We start from the raw sequence: 1,747 nt of genomic DNA, 5'->3' as shown, positions 1-1,747 counted from the left end.
TTATAAGCTATTGGCCTTCTCGCAGACCAGCGCGGTCTGCGACGGCCGCGACGCTTTGGTCTCGGGGGTCATGAGCAAGGTGCGCTCCGACGCGCGCTATATCGACGGCCGGCAGCAGATCTATTTCGGCGATCCGGCCGGCCGGTTCCGGCGCGCCATGTTTGAATTCGAAGATCAGCAGGACGGCACCCCGACCAACCGCCCGCCGGGCGTTCAGGAGTGGGGGCCATGGCGACTGCGCGGCGGCTGCGTCACAGAGTTCACGACCTGGTACACGTCGGTCGAGCATCGGCCGTGGCACGGTCTTTGGCCGCTGCCGACCGTGACCGGGCCGTTTCCGCTGCCGCGCGCGAAGATCGATCAGGATGGCTCGTCCGAAGGCCGGTAGATCGCGATCTTCTTGATCCATTCGAGCTTCTTCTCGAGCGTCGGCCCGCGTCCATAGTCCGGGCGGTCGAACTTGTGGCCCATCAGTTCCGAATCGATCAGGTCCGGCGCATCGACCGCTGTCAGGCGATCCTTGAACGAATGCCGGAAGGAATAGAGCGTCTGGCCTTTGACCTCATAGAGATCGTGGATGCGGAAGAATTTGCCGACAAGAGACGAGAGGGCGCCGCTTCGGTCTTTATATTCGCCAGCTGTCTCGCGAAGCAGCTTGGCACCTTCCAGAGATGGGCCCACCAAAGGCAGATCTCGCTTAGAGAAGGGGGTTTTGAGTTTGCGCCCCTGGTAATCCACGATCGCGATGTGGGGAATTTCAGCGTCCAGACGGATGTCCGCTTGTCGCAATCCGGCGAGCTCGCTCGGCCGCGCACCGGTGTTGACCATCGTCAGGACGACGCCGCGCGCAGCCGCGTTAAGTCGCTCCAGAAGACCGGGTGCGAGAATGCGTTCCCTGATCCATTCGCTCGCAAACGGCACGCGGCCCTCCTCGTCGTCATCGACGGAGAAGCGAAGACCCTGGAAACGTCTCGGAAGGTCGAGATCGAGCCGGTCGGAAAGGAGGGCAATCATCTTCCCGATATGCGTCACGTCCTTGTTCGCAGATTCGGCCTTCAGGACGCGCATGACCTTCTCACCGTCTGGTCCATCGACCAGCTTGCCCATGCTGATCCACTCGAACCACTGGTCGCGAAACCGGATGGCGTCTGCGCGGGTCAACGCGGTGACCGGCTTGTCGCCGATGACATCGATCAGGTTGCGGACGGCGCGCGTCAGCGGCAGGCGCCATTTGTGAACCTGCGCGTCCGACATCTTCAGGCGTTTGTCCTGCGAAGCCTTCTCGTATTCCTCGACAAGATTCGAGAGGAGGATCGGAGGCTCCTCAGCGGTACCCATAACGGCCGCGAATAGCTGCTGCTGATCCGCTGCCGCAGCTTTGGTTGGCGTTTGCCCTTCCAGCCCCGCTGTGGCGCGCTCGAGACGCGCGAACCGCTCCTCTCGGGATAGCCCCATAAGATCCTTGGAAGGCACATAGGAGAACCCTTCCAGCCGTGCCCGAGCGACCGTGGATCGGTAGCGCTCTTGAGCGTCAGGGCCGATGCTGTGCACCAGCGAGTGCCAATGCGCTTCGACGATCTTGTTCAGCCGATCCCGCGCGATCATGGCTTGGGTCAGGTCGTCAGTCTCACAGCTGAGGCGGACCATGAGACGCGGATCGAGGTGCTTGTAGCGATCGGGAACGCGTCGCTGATAGTACCAGATCCCCTCACGGAGGGTCAGCCATTTGAGCTTCGCTTTGGTCGCC

At 62.0% G+C, this 1,747-nt stretch carries 2 protein-coding genes; one reads left to right on the top strand and one right to left on the bottom strand.

What is annotated here, in order from left to right; all coding sequences use genetic code 11:
* The coding region (locus tag NS365_RS23180) for a hypothetical protein (protein ID WP_206612171.1) at nucleotides 1–388 on the top strand (388 nt) is incomplete at its 5' end.
* Here NS365_RS23180 and NS365_RS23175 read toward each other — a convergent pair.
* A partial coding sequence (locus tag NS365_RS23175; protein ID WP_058602628.1) for a tyrosine-type recombinase/integrase occupies nucleotides 361–1,747 on the bottom strand: 1,387 nt, incomplete at its 5' end. The genes NS365_RS23180 and NS365_RS23175 overlap by 28 nt on opposite strands.

Origin of the sequence: Aureimonas ureilytica, from assembly GCF_001475935.1 — a bacterium.
Taxonomy (GTDB): domain Bacteria; phylum Pseudomonadota; class Alphaproteobacteria; order Rhizobiales; family Rhizobiaceae; genus Aureimonas; species Aureimonas ureilytica_A.
This window is presented reverse-complemented; position numbering and strand designations above follow the sequence as displayed.